17 protein-coding genes and 2 pseudogenes are annotated in these 17,703 nt (G+C 60.8%); 8 read left to right on the forward strand and 11 right to left on the reverse strand.

The genetic code is table 11. The annotated features are described in order from the left end of the window. Window positions 1-5 precede the first annotated feature (5 nt). The 10 genes from rpoD to EPN80_RS10715 form a co-directional block, all read right to left on the reverse strand. A complete protein-coding gene (gene rpoD, locus EPN80_RS10670) occupies window positions 6-2,483 on the reverse strand; it encodes an RNA polymerase sigma factor RpoD (protein ID WP_293026533.1) in 2,478 nt (825 codons plus the stop codon). An 88-nt stretch (window positions 2,484-2,571) separates the two neighbouring features. Further along, window positions 2,572-4,404, reverse strand: a complete 1,833-nt coding sequence (dnaG, locus tag EPN80_RS10675; RefSeq protein WP_293026535.1) for a DNA primase — start codon at window positions 4,402-4,404, stop codon at window positions 2,572-2,574. An 87-nt stretch (window positions 4,405-4,491) separates the two neighbouring features. Continuing rightward, window positions 4,492-4,938 carry a GatB/YqeY domain-containing protein gene (locus EPN80_RS10680; RefSeq protein WP_293026537.1) on the reverse strand — a complete coding sequence of 149 codons (447 nt, stop codon included), beginning with the start codon at window positions 4,936-4,938 and terminating at the stop codon, window positions 4,492-4,494. A gap of 198 nt (window positions 4,939-5,136) precedes the next feature. Continuing rightward, window positions 5,137-5,349 carry a 30S ribosomal protein S21 gene (gene rpsU / locus EPN80_RS10685; RefSeq protein ID WP_047212801.1) on the reverse strand — a complete coding sequence of 71 codons (213 nt, stop codon included), beginning with the start codon at window positions 5,347-5,349 and terminating at the stop codon, window positions 5,137-5,139. A 136-nt stretch (window positions 5,350-5,485) separates the two neighbouring features. After that, entirely contained in the window at window positions 5,486-6,364 is an 879-nt protein-coding gene (pssA, locus tag EPN80_RS10690) for a CDP-diacylglycerol--serine O-phosphatidyltransferase (protein ID WP_293026540.1), read from the reverse strand. Window positions 6,365-6,409: 45 nt separating this feature from the next. Beyond that, window positions 6,410-7,045 (reverse strand): phosphatidylserine decarboxylase, encoded by a 636-nt coding sequence (locus EPN80_RS10695; RefSeq protein WP_293026542.1) that lies wholly within the window; start codon window positions 7,043-7,045, stop codon window positions 6,410-6,412. A 225-nt stretch (window positions 7,046-7,270) separates the two neighbouring features. After that, window positions 7,271-8,287: a ketol-acid reductoisomerase gene (ilvC, locus tag EPN80_RS10700; protein WP_293026545.1), complete on the reverse strand. Its 1,017-nt coding sequence runs from the start codon at window positions 8,285-8,287 to the stop codon at window positions 7,271-7,273. A 69-nt stretch (window positions 8,288-8,356) separates the two neighbouring features. Next, on the reverse strand, window positions 8,357-8,602 hold the full coding sequence (locus EPN80_RS10705; protein ID WP_293026547.1) for a DUF4282 domain-containing protein: 246 nt from the start codon (window positions 8,600-8,602) through the stop codon (window positions 8,357-8,359). Between the two features lie 16 nt (window positions 8,603-8,618). Further along, complete coding sequence (gene ilvN / locus EPN80_RS10710) at window positions 8,619-9,110, reverse strand: acetolactate synthase small subunit (RefSeq protein WP_047212796.1); 492 nt, start codon at window positions 9,108-9,110, stop codon at window positions 8,619-8,621. A 78-nt stretch (window positions 9,111-9,188) separates the two neighbouring features. After that, complete coding sequence (locus EPN80_RS10715) at window positions 9,189-10,952, reverse strand: acetolactate synthase 3 catalytic subunit (RefSeq protein ID WP_293026549.1); 1,764 nt, start codon at window positions 10,950-10,952, stop codon at window positions 9,189-9,191. Between the two features lie 336 nt (window positions 10,953-11,288). Here EPN80_RS10715 and EPN80_RS10720 point away from each other — a divergent pair, with 336 nt between their 5' ends. The 8 genes and pseudogenes from EPN80_RS10720 to EPN80_RS10755 all read left to right on the forward strand — a co-directional run bounded on the left by EPN80_RS10720 (window position 11,289) and on the right by EPN80_RS10755 (window position 17,311). Continuing rightward, on the forward strand, window positions 11,289-11,855 hold the full coding sequence (locus EPN80_RS10720; protein ID WP_293026551.1) for an RNA polymerase sigma factor: 567 nt from the start codon (window positions 11,289-11,291) through the stop codon (window positions 11,853-11,855). Then, a complete protein-coding gene (locus EPN80_RS10725; protein ID WP_293026553.1) occupies window positions 11,852-12,277 on the forward strand; it encodes a DUF3619 family protein in 426 nt (141 codons plus the stop codon). The genes EPN80_RS10720 and EPN80_RS10725 overlap by 4 nt, the downstream gene beginning before the upstream one ends. Before the next feature lie 22 nt (window positions 12,278-12,299). Beyond that, window positions 12,300-13,019, forward strand: a complete 720-nt coding sequence (locus EPN80_RS10730) for a DUF3106 domain-containing protein (protein WP_293026555.1) — start codon at window positions 12,300-12,302, stop codon at window positions 13,017-13,019. Between the two features lie 137 nt (window positions 13,020-13,156). Beyond that, a complete protein-coding gene (locus EPN80_RS10735) occupies window positions 13,157-13,708 on the forward strand; it encodes an RDD family protein (RefSeq protein WP_293026557.1) in 552 nt (183 codons plus the stop codon). Window positions 13,709-14,077: 369 nt separating this feature from the next. Next, window positions 14,078-14,848 (forward strand): annotated as a pseudogene (locus EPN80_RS10740) (UDP-2,3-diacylglucosamine diphosphatase); the annotation flags it as partial. 34 nt (window positions 14,849-14,882) lie between these two features. Further along, window positions 14,883-15,920 carry a glycosyltransferase family 1 protein gene (locus EPN80_RS10745; RefSeq protein WP_293026561.1) on the forward strand — a complete coding sequence of 346 codons (1,038 nt, stop codon included), beginning with the start codon at window positions 14,883-14,885 and terminating at the stop codon, window positions 15,918-15,920. 138 nt (window positions 15,921-16,058) lie between these two features. Next, window positions 16,059-16,727, forward strand: a complete 669-nt coding sequence (locus tag EPN80_RS10750) for a TetR/AcrR family transcriptional regulator (protein WP_366468589.1) — start codon at window positions 16,059-16,061, stop codon at window positions 16,725-16,727. Next, window positions 16,727-17,311, forward strand: a complete 585-nt coding sequence (locus EPN80_RS10755; protein ID WP_293026595.1) for a TIGR00730 family Rossman fold protein — start codon at window positions 16,727-16,729, stop codon at window positions 17,309-17,311. The genes EPN80_RS10750 and EPN80_RS10755 overlap by 1 nt, the downstream gene beginning before the upstream one ends. 15 nt (window positions 17,312-17,326) lie before the next feature. Here the strand turns inward: EPN80_RS10755 and EPN80_RS10760 are convergent. After that, window positions 17,327-17,584 (reverse strand): annotated as a pseudogene (locus tag EPN80_RS10760) (DUF924 family protein); the annotation flags it as partial. Between the last annotated feature and the right edge of the window lie 119 nt (window positions 17,585-17,703).

A 17,703-nucleotide genomic window follows, 5' to 3' on the forward strand; every position in this document is an offset into this window, starting at 1 on the left:
GCGGATCAGTTGCCTTCCAGGAACGACTTGAGCTTATCCGAGCGGCTCGGGTGACGCAGCTTGCGCAAGGCCTTGGCTTCGATCTGGCGAATGCGCTCGCGCGTGACGTCGAACTGCTTGCCCACTTCCTCGAGTGTATGGTCAGTGCTCATTTCCACGCCAAAGCGCATGCGCAGGACCTTGGCCTCGCGCGGCGTAAGCGAGTCGAGTACGTCCTTGACGACGTCTCGCATGCTGCCATGCAGGGCCGCGTCGGCCGGCGCCACCGTGCCGGTGTCCTCGATGAAATCGCCCAAATGGGAGTCGTCGTCGTCGCCGATCGGCGTTTCCATGGAAATCGGCTCTTTGGCGATTTTCATGATCTTGCGGATCTTGTCCTCCGGCATTTCCATTTTCTCGGCCAGCGTCGCGGGATCGGGCTCGAGGCCGGTTTCCTGCAGAATCTGGCGAGAGATGCGATTCATCTTGTTGATCGTCTCGATCATATGCACCGGAATACGGATAGTGCGTGCCTGATCGGCAATCGAACGAGTGATCGCCTGCCGGATCCACCAGGTGGCATAGGTCGAGAACTTGTAGCCGCGGCGATATTCGAACTTGTCGACCGCTTTCATCAGACCAATGTTGCCTTCCTGGATCAGATCGAGGAATTGCAGGCCACGGTTGGTGTATTTCTTGGCGATCGAGATGACCAGCCGCAAATTGGCTTCGGTCATTTCACGCTTGGCCTGACGGGCGCGCCGCTCGCCTTCCGACATCTTGCGATTGACGTCCTTCAGTTCGGGCAACGGCAGCACCACGCGCGCCTGCAGATCGATCAGCTTTTGCTGCAGCTCCTGCACCGCAGGCACGTTGCGCTCGACGATCGCGCTATATGGCTTGCCGTCGGCAACCACACTGTGCACCCAATTCAGGTCGGTTTCGTTACCGGGGAAGCGGCTCACGAAATCGGCGCGAGGCATGCCGCATTTATCGACGATGATGTGCAGAATCGCGCGCTCGATCTTGCGCACTTCATCGACTTGCGAACGCAGCGTGTCACATAGGCGCTCGACCGTGCGCGCCGTAAACCGGATCGACATCAACTCGGTCTGGATCGCTTCGCGAGCCTTCAGATACGGCTTGGACCGATAGCCTTCCTTTTCGAAGGCGCGACGCATCTTCTGGAACCACTCCGCGATCGACTGGAATTTCTCCAGGGACTCGCGCTTGAGCTGCTCCAGTTGGGCGGCGTTGGCGCTGGCGCCGCCGTCGCCATCATCCTCGTCGTCGGCTTCTTCGGTGTCTTCTTCCTCGGTGTCAGCCTCGAATTCTTCCTCTTCGGCTGCTGCTGCGGCAGCCAGCGCGTTCTCTTCAGCGTTCGGGTCGATCAGGCCGTCGACGAATTCGTCGATACGGATTTCGTCATTGGCGACCCGGTCGGCTTGCGCAAGGATTTCAGCAATCGTGGTCGGGCACGTGGAAATCGCCTGCACCATGTGCTTGAGTCCTTCCTCGATCCGCTTCGCGATCTCGATTTCACCCTCGCGCGTGAGCAACTCGACGGTACCCATTTCGCGCATATACATACGCACCGGGTCAGTCGTACGACCGAATTCGGAGTCGACGGTGGACAGCGCCGCCTCGGCTTCTTCTTCCACTTCGTCGTCGCTGGTGGCGGCCGGCGCATTGTCATTGAGCAGCAGCGTCTCGGCATCGGGCGCCTGCTCGTAGACGGCGATCCCCATGTCGTTGAAGGTGCCGATCACGCCCTCGAGCGCTTCGGTTTCCACCAGATCGTCCGGCAGGTGATCGTTGATCTCGGCGTACGTGAGGAAGCCACGCTCCTTGCCGAGCTTGATCAGCGCCTTCAGCTTGGTGCGGCGCTCTTCCAGCTCTTCGGCGGTTCCGGGCTGGTGCGAGGCGAACGCATCCTTCAGGAGGGCTTTTTCCTTGGCGCGGCGATCACGCGCCTTTTGCTTTTCAACTTTGGTCTGATCTTCGTTCACGGATTCGTTGTCAAGAGACTCTGGGGCCACCGGTTGCGTCGCGGGGACGACCACCTTTGCCGACGCGGCTTTACCGCGTTTGGCGGGCGTCGGGGCCTTGGAGTGTTTCTCGGAGCCAGCATGCTGCCCGGATGGGGTTTTGCGTTTTTCCATGACGGGTCTTTTGCCGGTTAGGGGTTTCGATGCGGGCGCCTTGGCGTCCGTTCCGTTGCGAGCAGATTGCTTTGCCTTGGGCGCAGCGCTCGCCTTGCTGCCGGTCTCCGTCTTGCGCACTGCGGCGTTTGCCGCTCTCGCAGCCGTCGTGCCAACCGATTTGGCCGCTGCGTTTTTTTGTGCCTTTACGTTTCCCGACGTCTTTCGGTGGCCTGCCGCGGACGGCGTGGCGGCAGCAGATCTCGCGGAGCGAGCCGACTTGCCCGGAACGGGCGCTTTGTGTCCGGCCTTTGCTGCCACTGCCTTCTTGCCCACCGTTTTTCCGCTTGTCATCTTTGCCATAGCGATCTCGCTTCCGCTAGAAAACAGCCCACTGAAAACTCTCAATTATAGCACTCGGACGCCAGTTGCTCCGATGCCACCCTCTACTTCACGCCAACTGCTGCTTGAGCGCGGCCCGCTGGCGCGTCAGGGCCGCCGCTTCGGTCATTTCGTCCGGGCTCAAGGACCCGCGCTTGAACATCTGCTCAAGCCGATCGCACACGCTGTCGTAATGCAGCTTGCGCACTGCCGCCTTGAGTTCGGCCAGGCGCAGGCGCCATTGATCCTCAGCCCGCTCGGCCTGCTGGGCATCGTCCGGATCGTAAAGCAGCAAATCACGAACGTTTTCGTCCATCGACAGGATTTCTTTGAAGAGGTCCTCGTAGCTCGCTGCATTCTCGGAGTCGCGCAAACGGTCCGACAAATAACGGAACTCGGCTTGCGCCCCCATCGCACGACAATGCGAAAGCACTTCTTCAAACAATTCGGCATGGGACGTCGACGCTAAAACTTGGATATCGTCGGCGCTCAATTCGTTTCCCAGCCTGGGATACATGAGCAAATTCTGCAGCGCGCGATGCGCCTGGCCCTGCACCCGGCGCTTTTCGCGCTTGGCCGGCGCCCGGTCCCACGCCGGCTTGCCCGCATCGAGTCCGCACAGGCGCGTCACCTCGTCGAGCGGACTGCCCAAGCGTTCGGCCAGCGCATGGACGATCTGCGCCCGCAACGCGTTGGCAGGTAGTGCCTGCAGCAGCGGCTTGGCCTCGAACAGCGCGCGCGCGCGCCCTTCAGGTTGGTGCAATTCCTTGTCGTGCAATACTTCGTTGAGCAAAAATTGCGATAACGGCAAGGCCTTGGCAATCTCTGCGCTGAATGCCTCAGGCCCCCGCTCGCGCACGAAACTGTCCGGGTCGTGCTCGATAGGCAAAAAAAGGAATTTCAGCGTCCGGTTATCGGAGGCATGCGGCAAGCACGCATCGAGCGCCCGACGGGCCGCTCGCCGGCCGGCGGCGTCGCCGTCGAAACTGAACACGATTTCGTCGGTTTGCCGCAGCAGCTTTTGCACGTGAATCGGCGTGCATGCGGTGCCGAGTGTGGCTACCGCATTCGGAAAGCCCAACTGCGCCAGCGCCACGACATCCATATACCCTTCGACCACCAGCACATAACCCGCGTCGCGAATCGCCGCGCGCGCCTCGAACAATCCGTACAACTCGCTCCCCTTGCTAAATAGGGGTGTTTCCGGCGAATTCAAATATTTCGGCTCGCCCGCCCCAAGTACACGGCCGCCGAAAGCGATCACCTGCCCCTTGGTGTTGCGGATCGGGAACATGATGCGGTGGCGAAAGCGGTCATAGCGGCGATGGCGGCCTTGGACGTCGGTTTTTTCGCTGTCGATCACCAACCCGGCCTCAAGCAGCGTATCGTCCTGGTAGCGCTCGAATACGGCTTCGAGGTTCTGCCAGCCATCGGGCGCGTAGCCCAGGCCAAAGTGCGCCGCGATTTGTCCTGACAACCCGCGGCCCTTGAGATACTCGATGGCACTCAATGCGGCGCGCAGTTGCTGCCGATAATAGTCACAGGCGCGGGTCATAACGTCCGTCAGCGCCACCGCATGGCCGCGCGGCGCCATCTGCCCACCCACGCCAGGTTCCTGGGGCACGGTCATGCCGACGTTCCTGGCCAGATCGTTGACCGCCTCGACAAATGACAGTCCGGTGTGTTCCATCAGGAAGCCAATCGCCGTGCCATGCGCGCCGCATCCGAAGCAGTGGTAAAACTGCTTGGTTGGACTGACCGTGAAAGACGGCGATTTTTCGTTATGGAACGGGCAGAGCCCCATGAAGTTGGCGCCACCCTTCTTCAATTGCACGTAACGGCCCACCACCTCGACGATATCGACGCGGTTGAGCAGATCCTGAAGAAAGGATTGTGGGATCACGGGGCTTGGTATCGAATCCGAGGCGTTCCTGTGCCGCTCAATGGCGGCACCCTTGCCACCACCAGAAGACCAGGCACAGCCGACGGCTCATCGGGCCAGCAGTGCCTTGACCTGGGCCGACACAGTCGTCATGTCGGCACGCCCCGCCAGCCTGGCCTTGAGAATACCCATGACCTTGCCCATGTCCTGCGGCCCCGCCGCGCCGGCCTGAGTGATCGCCGCCTGCACCTCCTGAGCGACCTCCTCGGCCGAGAGCTGCTGCGGCATATAAGCCATCAGCACGCTCAGCTCGGCATTTTCCTTGGCGACCAGGTCGTCACGCCCGGCGGCCTGGAACTGCGTGATCGAGTCCTTGCGCTGCTTGATCAGCTTGTCGACCACCGCCGTAACGGCGGCGTCGTCCAGCTCGATGCGCTCGTCGACCTCCTTTTGCTTTATCGCTGCCAACAACAGCCGAATGGCGCCCAGGCGCTCGGCCTCCCTCGCTCGCATGGCTGCTTTCATATCGTCGTTGATACGGGCTTTCAAACTCATCGGCAAACCTTTTTGGGTCAAATACAATTCAGTGTAGACCATGCCCCGCCAAAACGCTGGCGCGAAGCCGGCAAAAAGCCGGGGCGGCCGGCGTGACTACGGGTTGTTGGGGCATACGTTTGAAACACAAGAACCCGCTTGCGCAAAACCGCAAGCGGGTTCTTTGACATCTTGGCCAGTATGCCGCCGGCAGCGGGTTCAGTAGAGCTTTTTCGGCAGCATCTGGCTGCGCAGCCGCTTGAAATGGCGCTTGGCCGCCGCCGCCTTCTTGCGTTTGCGCTCGGCTGTGGGCTTCTCGTAGAACTCACGGGCGCGAAGATCGGTCAGCAGACCGTTTTTCTCGATCGTGCGCTTGAAACGGCGCATCGCGACTTCGAACGGTTCGTTCTCTTTTAAACGAATAGTCGTCATTTGCTGATTGGGGGGTTGACTTTTTGCAACGACTGAAAATCTTACCACAGCTCCCCCCTATCCGCAGCACGTCCGTCACGGCGGTTTTGAAGCCAATACGGCGGCGCCCTGCGCGACGTCGGACGGTATTTGCCGGTTATTCGTCCCCGCCGCTCACATCGACGTCGCCGAAAATCCGCGTATGCCGGCCACGCACCGCCCGAGCGGCCCAGACCACGTATCCGGACACACTGTAGGCGACGAACAGGCAAAACAGCACCACCGGCGGATCGGACGACACCAGCACGAACCCCACCATGAACAGCAGAATCATGCCGAATGAAACCCGGTGGCGCACGTCGAGCGCCTTGCCGCTGTAAAACGGCGCATTCGAGACCATCGACGCGCCGGCATAGACGGTCAATCCAAAAGCCACCCAGGGCATCCACGCGTCACGCACGGGCAGTTTGTTGTCGATCGCCAGCCAAACGAAGCCGGCGACCAGCGCAGCGGCCGCCGGACTGGCCAGCCCCTGGAAGAAACGCTTGTCGACAACCCCGATATTGGTATTGAAGCGAGCCAGCCGCAGGGCCGCGCCGGCGCAGTAGACGAAAGCCGCCAGCCAACCCCACTTGCCGAGATCACGCAGGATCCATTCGTACATCACCAGCGCAGGCGCGGCGCCGAACGAAATCATGTCGGACAGACTGTCGTACTGCTCGCCGAACGCGCTCTGCGTGTTCGTCATGCGGGCCACGCGGCCATCCATGCCGTCGAGCACCATCGCGCAGAAAATCGCTATCGCGGCGTACTCGAAGCGCAGATTCATGGCCTGCACGATCGCATAGAACCCACAGAACAGGGCCGCCGTGGTAAAGGCGTTGGGCAGCAGATAAATGCCCCGCTTGCGCGGACGCACCACCGTCACGTCATCGTCGTCGTGCTCGAGCTCTTCGTTCATTGTCTGATCCGTCCGCGACAGCCGTGGCAAATGAGTGACATTGTTACGCGGCCGGCGGCGATTGTTACCCGCCATTGCTTGCTCCTGAAACTTGATTATGCGGTTTGACCGCATGCACTACTAGAGTTCGGCAAGGATCGTCGAAGTTGCCGACACCTTGTCGCCGATGGCCACGCGTGGCCGGGCCGTCAACGGCAGATAAACGTCGACACGCGAGCCGAAGCGGATGAAACCGTAGCGTTGGCCGCGCGTAAGCCCATCGCCGACCTTGACGTAACAGAGGATGCGGCGTGCCACCAACCCGGCCACCTGAACGCATGTCACGGTATGTCCGCCGGCATCGATCAACAGCGCATTGCGCTCGTTCTCCAGCGAAGCCTTGTCGAGCGCGGCGTTGAGAAAACGCCCAGGGAAATATTCCACCTTCGTGATGGTGCCGTCAACTGGCGCGCGGTTCGAGTGCACGTTGAAGACGTTCATGAAAACGCTGATTTTGAGGGCGTCGCGCTGTCCGTACGGGTCCTGCGTCGCTTCGATCGCCACGATGCGGCCATCGGCCGGCGAGAGCACCGCACCGGCCTCGGACGGCACCACGCGAGGCGGATCGCGAAAGAACTGCAAGACGAACAGGGCCACGAGCCACAAGGGCGCGGCCCACAACACACCGACGATGAAATGGACGATCAACGCTGCCGCAACGGCCACGGCCAGGAACGGCCAGCCTTCTTTGGCAATGATCGGATGGGGATAATTCATGCGAATCGCTCGCGTCCTAAAAACGGGTGGATGAGGGGCAAACCAGCCTCGCGGCTACCCGCGCTTGCGCGGTGTGGCCGCATTGTAGCAACTCGGTCGGCGCGTGACCGGATTTTCCCGATCCGGAAGCCAACAGAAAAGCCGCTTCAGACGCCGGTGGCTGCCTGAAGCGGCTTTCTCCGGGCAGGCATAGCGCCAGCCCTCAATGCACGGATACGATCCCGGTCAGTTCTTGGACTGGTCGACCAGCTTGTTTTTGGCGATCCAGGGCATCATCGCGCGCAGCTTGCCGCCAACCTGCTCGATCTGATGCTCGGCCATCAGGCGGCGACGGGAAATCAGCGTCGGCGCGCCGGCACGGTTCTCCAGAATGAAGCTCTTCGCGTACTCACCGGTCTGGATGTCCTTCAGAGCCTGGCGCATCGCGTTCTTGGTCTCTTCGTTGACGATGCGCGGGCCGGTCACATACTCACCGTACTCGGCATTGTTCGAAATCGAATAGTTCATGTTGGCGATGCCACCCTCGTAGATCAGGTCGACGATCAGCTTCAACTCGTGCAGGCACTCGAAATAGGCCATTTCCGGCGCATAACCGGCTTCGACCAAGGTTTCGAAACCCGCCTTGATCAGCTCGACGGTGCCGCCGCACAGCACGGCCTGTTCACCGAACAGGTCGGTTTCTGTCTCTTCACGGAAATTGGTTTCGATCACGCCGGCGCGACCGCCGCCATTGGCTGCGGCGTACGACAAAGCGATGTCACGAGCAGCGCCGGACTTGTCCTGCGCAACGGCGATCAGGTGCGGCACGCCGCCGCCCTGGGTGTAGGTCGAGCGTACGGTATGGCCCGGCGCCTTGGGAGCGATCATGATGACATCGAGGTCGGCGCGCGGCACAACGCAGCCGTAGTGCACGTTGAAGCCGTGGGCGAACGCCAGCGCGCCGCCTTCCTTGATGTTCGGTGCGACTTCGCGCTGATAAACCTCGGCAATCTGCTCGTCGGGCAACAGCATCATGACGATGTCGGCGCCCTTGACGGCCTCGGCGACTTCCTTGACCGTCAAGCCGGCATTGACGGCCTTGTTCCAGGAGGCGCCGCCGCGGCGCAACCCGACGGTGATGTTGACGCCGCTGTCCTTCAGGTTCAGTGCGTGGGCGTGGCCTTGCGAACCGTAGCCGATGATCGTGACTTGCTTGCCTTTGATCAGGGAGAGGTCTGCATCTTTGTCGTAATAAACTTTCATGGAATTGTCCCGTAAATCGAACTCAATAATATGCAACCGTGGCGGCCCCGCCCGGGATGCGCGCTGCTTTCACTTGTTTTTCAAGCTGTGATTGATCTCAACCAGATTCTCGTGGATTCTGAACAGAAGTATCAATAACTCGCAGTACACCCGCACGCCGAGCAAACCAAATACGATAATGCCGATGGCATGCCAAAACTCGCCGTGAAACAGGGTGATGACCCCGGAGACTACCACTGCGATCATGGCCAGGATGTAGACGATCTTGAGGATGACCGGTGTGATCATCTTGTCAAACGACAGCCAGTCTTTCATGCCACCTCCTTTTGACTTACACCTTTAGAATGCGCTCCCCCCTGCCAATCCCCGAGCCGCCGGTGCGTACGGTTTCCAGGATAGCCGTCTGGTCGATCGCCTCCAGGAATGCATCCAGCTTCGAAGCATCGCCGGTGAGCTCGATCGTATAGGTCTTCTCTGTCACATCGATGATGCGCCCGCGGAAAATATCCGCCATGCGCTTCATTTCTTCCCGTTCCTTGCCGACCGAGCGCACCTTGATCAGCATCAGTTCGCGTTCGATGTGCGACCCCTCGGTCAGGTCGACCACCTTGACGACTTCGATCAGACGATTCAGGTGTTTGGTGATCTGCTCGACCACGTCGTCCGAGCCGTTCGTGACCACCGTCATGCGCGACAAAGAACGATCTTCCGTGGGCGCCACGGTCAGCGTTTCAATGTTGTAGCCCCGCGCGGAGAACAGGCCCACCACGCGCGAGAGCGCTCCCGCCTCATTCTCCAGCAAAACAGAAATTATGTGCCTCATGGGTAGTATCCGGTTGTTCTGGTGACAAAATCGCCGCGCCGCCCAGGTCCGTCATCGCGGGCCCGGCAACGGCACGCGCTATAGGTCCTCCGAGCCAAGCAGCATCTCGGTGATGCCCTTGCCCGACTGAACCATGGGCCAGACGTTTTCCGTCGGGTCCGTTTGAAAGTCCAGAAATACCGTACGATCCTTGAGACGCAGCGCCTCTCGCAACGCACCCTCCACGTCCGCAGTCCTGTCCACGCGGATGCCCACATGCCCATACGCCTCGGCAAGCTTGACGAAGTCAGGCAGTGCATCCATATAAGAATGCGAATAGCGCTTGCTGTATTCGATCTGCTGCCATTGGCGAACCATGCCGAGATACCGGTTGTTCAGGGCGATGATTTTGATCGGCGTGCTGTACTGCAGGCAGGTCGAAAGTTCCTGAATGCACATCTGGATCGAGCCTTCGCCGGTGATGCACGCGACTTCGGCATCCGGATGCGCCATCTTCACGCCCATCGCCGCCGGCAGGCCGAAACCCATCGTGCCCAGTCCGCCGGAGTTGATCCAGCGGCGCGGCTTGTCGAATTTGTAGTATTGTGCCGCCCACATCTGATGCTGGCCGACGTCGGAACAGACATACGCCTCGCCGTGGGTCAGCTCGTACAGCTTTTCCACGACATATTGCGGCTTGATGATCTCGCTGTCGCGATCGTATTTGAGGCAATCACGCGCGCGCCACGTTTCGATCTGCTTCCACCAGGCATCGAGCGCTGCACCGTCCGGACCATGCTCGGCCGTTTGCAGGTGATCGATCATCTCGCGCAGCACTTCCTTGACGTCGCCAACGATCGGAATGTCGACTTTGACGCGCTTGGAAATCGACGACGGGTCGATGTCGATATGGATAATCTTGCGCGGCGACTCGGCGAAATGCGCCGGGTTGCCGATCACCCGGTCGTCAAAGCGGGCGCCCACGGCGATCAGCACGTCGCAATTTTGCATCGCCATGTTGGCTTCGTAGGTGCCATGCATGCCCAGCATGCCGAGAAACTTGGGGTCGCTCGCGCGATAGCCGCCCAGCCCCATCAGGGTATTCGTGACCGGGTACCCCAGCAGGTCGGCAAACTGGTTCAGCTCCTTGGAAGCGTTGGCCAGAATCACGCCGCCGCCGGTGTAGATATAGGGGCGCTTGGCCTGCAGCAGCAGGTTGACGGCCTTGCGAATCTGACCGGAATGGCCCTTGGTAACCGGATTGTACGAACGCAGCGAGATCGTCTTGGGATACTCGAAAGGCGCCTTCGCCTTGGAGACATCCTTCGGAATATCGACCAGCACCGGGCCGGGCCGGCCGGTACGGGCGATATAGAACGCCTTTTTGATTGTCGCGGCGAGATCGCGTGGATCCTTGACCAGGAAATTGTGCTTCACGCACGGCCGGGTGATTCCGACCGTATCGCACTCCTGGAACGCATCCTGGCCGATAGCCGCAGTCGGCACCTGGCCCGTGATGACCACCATCGGCACGGAGTCCATATACGCGGTAGCGATCCCAGTCACCGCATTGGTCACGCCGGGACCGGAGGTCACCAGACATACGCCGACCTTGTCGGTGGAGCGGGAATAGGCGTCGGCAGCATGCACGGCAGCCTGCTCGTGGCGCACCAGGATATGCTGAATCCTGTCCTGCTTGTAGAGTTCGTCGTAAATGTAGAGCACGGAGCCGCCCGGGTAACCCCAGATGTACTCCACCCCTTCTTCCTGCAAGGCGCGCACGAGAATTTCGGCGCCAATGAGTTCCGGGGCTTGATGTCGAGAAGCGTCCGCTTCGGAAAATTCCGCGCTTGGCATATTCATCGTCAACCTTTCAAGTTTTCGGCAAAAAATTTGATCGGATGCTCTCTCCTCGCGCTTGTGGCGCGGGTTCAAGCGGCGCGTCTGAATGATTGGCGCTCCGGATAGGCTGCGCCGATATTGAGACAATCACTTTATGTTGCGAACTTGAGACAATAATCCGTCACCGACGATTGGTCAAGCATCGTCGACAGTTTGCACGTACTATTGGCGCGCAAAAAGACGCTTTTGCCGGCGATAATGTCGCAAAATCACAAAACGCGATACAAGCCAAGCAAATTTTGTTACGATCCGCTCCGTTTAAGCACTTGCTGCATTTGATTGTTTTGGCCCATCTGGATGGCATCTGACAAAGAACTGGCGGATTTTCTCGAAAATGTCGAGCGGCGCGCCTTCAAACAAGCCGTTTTCGCCGTCAGGGACGACGACGCGGCACTGGATGTCGTTCAGGACGCCATGATCCGGCTGGCGGAAAAGTACGGCGACAAGCCGGCCGCCGACTTGCCCCTATTGTTTCAGCGCATCCTCCAAAACGTCATTTTCGATTACTTTCGTCGCCAAAAAGTACGCAATACCTGGATTTCACTGTTCTCCAGCCTGAATCCCGACGAAGAGCGCGACGATTTCGATTTGCTGGAAACCTTCCAATCCGAGGACAGGTCAACGCAGTCGGAAAGCACGGAAGACCAGGTTTCCCGTGCCGAAACCCTATCGCTGATTGAAAACGAAATTAAGAAATTGCCGATACGTCAACGGGAAGCGTTCCTAATGCGTTATTGGGAAGATATGGATGTCGCCGAAACCGCTGCCGCCATGGGATGCTCCGAGGGCAGTGTCAAGACGCATTGCTCTCGCGCCACCCATGCGCTGGCCCATGCGTTGAAGGCGCAAGGAATCAAGTTATGAGCCACACGCCCGACCCAGAGGAAATTCGCTTCGCCTACCAGATCCGGCAAGCATTGGATGAGTCCGCCAGTCAGTTGCCCGCGGGGGCGGCCGAGCGGCTGGCCGCCGCGCGCCGGCAGGCGATTGCCCGCAAGAAGCCCGAGGCGCGGATGGTGCGCGAACCGGTGCTGGTCACCGCGATGGGCGCTCCGCTCGGCCTGAGTGCCGGCAACAAGCGGCCTGGCGGGCTGCTCAATCGCTTCGGCCTGCTGTTGCCGTTGTTGGCAATGATCCTCGTACTGGCCGGCATCAGCTATTGGGAGCGGCAACAGCGCATCAACGATCTCGCGGATATCGACGCAGCCGTCATGAGCGACGAATTGCCCTTGTCCGCCTATCTGGACCACGGTTTCGACGTCTACCTCAAGCACGACGCCCAATAGCGCCGCCCCCCCCAAACGCCCCGTGACGATCCGCACCCGCCCTCTCCTGCTGACATTGCTGGTTATCGTCGCCGTCGTCGGCGCGGTGGTATGGTGGCGTCCCTCTCGGCAACCCGCCGTGCCCTTGCCCGCCCCATCCGCGCCAGTCGGCGCGCCGGCTGGCACCTCGGCTGGAGGCGCCTCGCAGCCTGCCGTCACCCCGGTCAAGCTCTCGGCTGCCTGGCTGGCCCTGACGCCGGCCCAAAAGAGCGCGCTCGCGCCATTGGCTGACAGTTGGGGGCACATGAGCCAGCTTCAGCGCGACAAGTGGCTCGCCATTGCCCGCCGGTATCACCGGCTGTCGCCCGCTGGTCGCGACCGGCTGCACGAACGCATGCGCGCCTGGCTCAAGCTGACGCCGCAGCAAAAGCGTATCGCCCGCGAAAATTACCTCAATGCCCGATCGCTGGCCCCCGATGCCAAGGCCGAGGCATGGGAGAAATATCAGCAATTGTCCGAGGCCCAGAAGAAGCGGCTGGCGGCTGAATATCACGACCACAAGCGTCCCAGCGTCGTTACCGCACCGCCCAGCGGCAAGCCTGGCGTTCAGAATCCATACGACGCGGTCCACCGCCGCGTCGCCGCCAAGGCGGCCAGCGCGCCGGCGGCAGCCTCGGCATTGCCCGCCTCGGCTCCCGCGCTGCCGTCGTCAGCGCCGTCCTTGCCCCCTTCGCCGATCAATTCCGACCTCTATCAACATTGAAATCGCGGCGGCCCGCGGCAATCGCCGTCTCGCTACGGCGGCAATCCCCGCGAGTCGGCATTTCTGGCAGATAATGTTGGCCAGCCAAGGCGCTCGCCTGCCGCCGCCCGATATCCCGTAACCGACCACGCGCCGCAATGTCCAATCCCTCGCACGCCACCGCGCCTTGCTCCGCCCGCCCAGCCTTGCTCGCCGTACCGACGTTGCGCCGGCGCGTGCTCTGCGTGATTTATGAAGCATTGATTCTGTTCGGCGTGCTGTTCATCACCGGCTACCTGTTCGGCACCCTGACGCAGCAACGCAGCGCGCTGATGTACCGGCATGCACTGCAGGTCTGGCTATTCCTGGTCCTCGGAGCATATTTCACATGGTTCTGGCGCCACGGCGGCCAGACCCTGCCGATGAAAACCTGGAAAATCCGCGTGGTCAGCGCCGATCTGCGCGCCCTTTCGCTGCCTCGCGCCGTACTGCGTTACTGCCTTTGCTGGCTGTGGTTTCTGCCCGGTATGGCGCTCGACTGGCTGTTCGGTATCAAGGATTGGAGCAGTGTCGGTATCGCGACCGCTTGGGCGGTCTTGTGGGCCTGCACCATGTTCGTCGACCGCGACCGGCAGTTCCTGCATGACCGTCTGGCAGGCACCCGGCTCGTCAGCGTCATCGACACGCCGAGCGTGCCCAAGGCTGCCTGACCGACCGGTCACGCAGCACCGCGTCATCGCGCTACCGCGACGCGCGCTGGGTCGTCGCGGCAGATCGCCAAAAATGCTCGCACGCTCGGTGCGCGGCAGACCAGAACATGTCCACCAAAGCTGTTGGCAAAGCACAACAGAGCGCTTCACATTGTGACTGTCATCGGCATTTCACATCAGCATGGCGCAATGCGGTCATGTTGAATGCGATGGACGGTCGGCATGACGACACCACACAGAATGCTCTCGCGCACCCTGGCTCGCCAGAGTGACAACTTTCCGGCAGAGCGTCCCGTCGTGAGCCCGAGCGGGCTGCGTCACGACGATCCCGATACGGACCGGCACAGTCCGTCGCCGGAAAACACCCGGCGCTATCGGGCGATCTGGCTATCCGACATTCATCTCGGCACCAACGGATGCCAGGCCGATTACCTGCTCGATTTCCTGCGCCACCACGAATCCGATTACCTCTACCTGGTCGGCGACATCATCGACGGCTGGCATCTTCGCAAAGGCTGGCACTGGCCGCAGGCGCACAACGATGTCGTTCAGAAGCTGCTGCGCAAAGCGCGCAAGGGTACGCAGGTCACCTACGTGCCAGGCAATCACGACGAAGTCGCTCGGCAATTCTGCGGGCTCGCGTTCGGCGACATTGCTGTTCGCGACGAAGCGTTCCACACCACGCTGGCGGGCCAGCGCCTGTGGATCACTCATGGCGACCTCTTCGACGGCGTGGTGCAGCATGCCAAGTGGCTCGCTTACCTGGGCGACTCGCTCTACACGATGGTGCTGGTACTCAACCGCTGGTTCAATCGCGTGCGTCACCGGCTTGGCTTTCCGTACTGGTCGCTGTCGCAGTATCTCAAGCATCAGGTGAAAAACGCGGTCAATTTCATCTCGGCTTTCGAACACGTGATGGCCGACGAAGCGCGTCGACGAGGCTGCGACGGCGTCGTGTGCGGACACATTCACAAAGCCGAAATACGCGATATCGACGGCGTCCTGTATTGCAACGACGGCGACTGGGTCGAGAGCCTGTCAGCGCTCGTGGAGACCGACGACGGCGAGCTGCGCATCGTCTACTGGACTCAGCGGCAAGGCGCCGCGGCGCACACCCTTAAAAGAAGCGCTACCGTTTAACAACATATTCACTCAGCGACCGAGAGGCATCCTTATGAGAATCATGATCGTGACCGACGCCTGGGAGCCGCAAATCAACGGCGTGGTCCGCACGCTGAAAAACACCACGACGCAACTGCAACAGCTCGGCCACACCGTGGAATTGCTCACACCGCTCGAATTTCACACGGTGCCGTGCCCGACGTACCCCGAGATCCGCCTGTCGATTTTGCCGGCGCGACGCTTCACACAGCGAATCGAGACCTTCCGCCCGGACGCCCTGCACATCGCCACAGAAGGCCCGCTCGGCCTGGCCGCACGCCGCTGGGCAGTGCGCAACGCCTTCCCGTTCACCACGGCCTACCACACGCGCTTTCCCGAATACGTACAAGCCCGCTTCGGCATCCCGCTGTCGGCCACCTATCGCTTTCTGCGCTGGTTTCACAGTCGCTCTCAAGCGGTGATGGCACCCACACCGGTCGTCAAGCGCGATCTGGAAGCGAATGGCTTCCGGAATGTAACCCTTTGGACTCGCGGCGTCGATCTCGACATCTTTCACCCGCAGGAGTCGCACGTCTTGAACACCTCCCACCCGATTTTCCTGTACGTCGGGCGCGTCGCGGTCGAAAAAAACATCGAGGCATTCCTCGCGCTCGACCTGCCTGGCTCCAAATGGGTCGCCGGCGAAGGTCCTCAACTGGCTCACCTGCGCTCGCGCTACCCCGACGTCAATTACCTCGGCATGCTCTCGCAGTCCGAGCTGGCCAAGGTCTATGCGTCGGCCGACGTGTTCGTGTTTCCCAGCAAAACCGACACCTTCGGTTTGGTCTTGCTCGAGGCGATGGCCTGCGGGCTGCCGGTGGCAGCCTATCCGGTGACCGGCCCGATCGACGTGCTGGCCGGCAGCGCCCCGGGCAGCGCCGGCGCGCTGCATGAAGATCTGCGCGAAGCTTGCCTGAACGCGCTGAAAGTACCGCGCCAGGGAGCGCGCGCGTGGGCCGAGCGCTTCTCCTGGCAAGCGGCGTCGCTGGAATTCCTGGCCCACCTGCATCCGCGCAACGCCAACGCGGGGCCAGTCGCACAGACCGCATGAGGCATCGCGCGGCTGACGCTTCGCCCAGCCCATCGGGGCCAAAACGGACTTGGCAGTCCAATCGCGCCGGGTATAATCAATCGGATAATATTCCGATAAACGCTAGCGGAAATTCCTCCGCATACCGGGCCGCCAGTCATGGAAGCAAAACCGCCGCGCCGCACTCGCGAAAGGATTCTCGAAGTTTCGCTGAGATTGTTCAATGACATCGGCGAACCCAACGTCACCACAACCACGATTGCCGAGGAGATGAAAATCAGCCCCGGCAATCTTTATTATCATTTCCGCAACAAAGACGACATCATCAACAGTATCTTCGCGCAGTTCGAGCATGAAATCGAACGGCGCCTGCGCCTGCCCGACGATCATAAGCCGCTGATCGACGAGGTCTGGACCTACCTGCAATATCTGATCGGCTTCCTGTGGCAATACCGCTTTCTGTATCGCGACCTGAATGACCTGCTGGCCCGCAACCGCACGCTCGAGACCCACTTCAAGCAGATCATCATCCACAAGCAGCGCTTCGCACGGGAGATGTGCGACCTGCTGGTGGCCGACGGCGAAATGGATATCAAGCCCGGAGAAATCGAACCACTGACCACCAATATGGTCGTCATCTCGACTTATTGGCTGTCCTATCAATTCGTCATGAATCCGCGAAAGTACAACGACCCAGAGGAAATCGGCGCTGATCTGCGGCTGGCCAGCTATCACATTCTCTCGCTGATGGCACCCTATCTGCGCGGCCGTTCGCGCGAACTGTTCGACAAGATGGCCCGCGAGCAGGACGCGGGGCGCGCGGCATGATGCGATCGGTCTGCGTCTACTGCGGCGCCAGTGCCGGCGTGCGCCCGGCCTATGCGCAGGCCGCGGCGATGCTCGGGCGCCGGCTGGCCGAGCGCAATATCCGCCTGGTCTACGGCGGTGGCAAGGTCGGTCTGATGGGCGTCGTGGCCGACGCCGTCCTGGCGCATGGCGGCCAGGTCATTGGCGTCATTCCCGAAGCGCTGCTGAAAAAGGAAGTGGGACATCACGGCCTGACCGAGTTGCATGTGGTCGCGAACATGCATCAGCGCAAGCAGATGATGGCCGACCAGTCCGATGCGTTCATCGCCATGCCCGGCGGGATCGGCACTTGCGAGGAACTGTTCGAAGTCTTCACCTGGCTGCAGATTGGCTACCATGCCAAGCCGATCGGCCTGCTCAATGTCGAGCATTATTACGACCCGCTGCTCGGCTTCCTGCAGCACATGGTCGGCGAAAATTTCCTGCAGCGTGCCCAGCTCGAACAATTGCAGATTGCCGCCGAGCCGGTCGCGCTGCTCGATTGTCTTGCGCACTTCAAGCCGACCCACGTTGATCGCTGGACACAGCAGCGCGATCAGGTCTGAACGCGCCGAGGGTACTTAGAAGGACGACCCCGGCAACCTCAGGAAAGCCTCTTCCTCAGGCGTCGATACCCGGCCCAGCGCGCGATTGCGGTGCGGATACCGACCGAATCGCTCGATCACCTCCGCATGCTTGCGCGCCCATTCGAGCGGACCTTCGATATGCTCGTGCTGCGCAAGCAAGCCAAACAGCCGCAGTGACTCGCGCTGGCTTTGCAAGCTTTCGTCATGCTCGAACGGTAAATAAACGAACCAGCGGTGATACGGCGTCGGCAAGAGTTATCGTTGAAAGTGGTGTACGGCGTGAGGGAGGCAGGAGAAGGCGGTGGCGATTGAAGGAGAATGTTGCTTTCCACAGTAACACTTCCCCAATCGAACTCCACCACCATGGCGAA

It is taken from the genome of Pandoraea sp. (assembly GCF_004297875.1).
Lineage (GTDB): Bacteria > Pseudomonadota > Gammaproteobacteria > Burkholderiales > Burkholderiaceae > Pandoraea.